At 61.3% G+C, this 1425-nt stretch carries 1 protein-coding gene; it reads right to left on the bottom strand.

Annotated elements, in window-relative coordinates; translation table 11 throughout:
* Positions 1-22: 22 nt before the first annotated feature.
* A complete protein-coding gene (locus tag BI49514_RS16170; protein ID WP_101547470.1) occupies positions 23-1099 on the bottom strand; it encodes an IS110 family RNA-guided transposase in 1077 nt (358 codons plus the stop codon).
* Between the last annotated feature and the right edge of the window lie 326 nt (positions 1100-1425).

Below are 1425 nucleotides of genomic sequence, written 5' to 3'. Positions count from 1 at the left end.
ACCTCGATCCTTCTATGTCTTGTCAAGCGGGTTGAGGAACGGTATCTAGCGCGTTGAGGATCTTGTAGACCCGGCGCGCTAGATACCGTTTGAGGTTGCGCTTGATCTCCCTCTTGGATTTCTTCGTCGGTTCTTCACCGTAGTGGCGGGCCACGTAGTTCCTGGTCCGTTCGTCATGGACCATCCGGTTCATGATCACCGTGTGTAGGGCCCGGTTCAACTGCCGATCCCCGCCCCGGTTCAACCGGTGCCGGCGCGTGTTGCCCGACGAGGCAGGTATCGGGTTCACTCCCGCCAGAGCTGCGAACGCGGCCTCGTTCCGCACCCGCCCCGGGTGGGACCACGCGGTGAAGCACACAGCGGCGCTGAATGGGCCGATCCCGGGCTCATCCAGCAAGGGTGCGGCCGGACTAGCTTCAACAAGCTCGGTGAGCCTGTCATGGTTGGTCTGCAGATCATCGTTCAAAGCGAGGACGCGTTTGGCCAGACGGATCGCTTCTTCCCGGGCGGTGGACAAGTCGACGTCTTCGTTGCGGGTCCGCCATTTCGCGATCTCGTCGACCTGGTCACTGGTCAACGACTTGCGGGCATCGATGCCAAGATCGATGGTGCGCACCAGCGCGGTCAGAGAGTTGATCGCACGAGTCCGTTCCGTACTCATCGCGTCCCGGGCTGACAGCAGGACACGCAGCGCCTGCCGGACACCTTCACCGTGACGCGGCCACCGCAGTTGATCGGCGTCGAGAGGCAATACAGATGCCGCGATCCGGCGGGAATCAAGCTCGTCGCTCTTACCGACACCGTGGCGGGCTTTGGCATCCATACGCCCGGCTTCGACTACCGGGTACCCGGCTGCGGCGATGTGTCCGGTCAGCACCGCACCGTACGAGGCCGCACCTTCAACGACCCAGAGGGTGTCGAGGTCACCGCTGGTGCGCCTGCCGGCCCAGGTGAGGGCTCGTTTGATTCCTGCTGACGTGGTGGGGAAGGAACGGGTTTCGACGAGAATTCCGGTGTTGGTGACGATGGAATACACGTGGTTTCTGGCGTGTGTATCAACACCGATGAAGAAACTGTATAAGTGCGCGACAATAGACATAGCGGTTCGAAGCTCCCTGTTTGACCGATGGGTTGCGTGGCCGCTTGCGGCCGGTACCGGTCCGGGTTAGAGATCACTTCGGAACAACACTGTGATGAGTCACACCTCCGGATTTTCGGGGGTGGACAGCCTTCTGATCAAGTTACCGATGTGGGCCGAGCTGGTGCCGGCCGCACCATCCATGTGATCGGACAAATCGAGGGCAAGACACCACGGTGTGGGTCAGCGCGAGGTGGAGTCACGATCACTGGACGGAGAGGCCAACACCTACTCTGCCAGCCAGTCCCAGACCAGCCACTGTCAATACTCACAGCGCGAGGTTGCTG

The sequence above is a fragment of the Brevibacterium iodinum ATCC 49514 genome, assembly GCF_900169265.1.
Classification (GTDB): domain Bacteria; phylum Actinomycetota; class Actinomycetes; order Actinomycetales; family Brevibacteriaceae; genus Brevibacterium; species Brevibacterium iodinum.
The sequence above is the reverse complement of the archived record's forward strand: the minus strand, read 5'-3'. Positions and strand labels throughout refer to the sequence as shown.

Bases quoted from the DNA above. Each gene is read 5' to 3' on its own strand.
- BI49514_RS16170 (WP_101547470.1), bottom strand. From the start codon at position 1,099: ATGTCTATTGTCGCGCACTTATACAGTTTCTTCATCGGTGTTGATACA.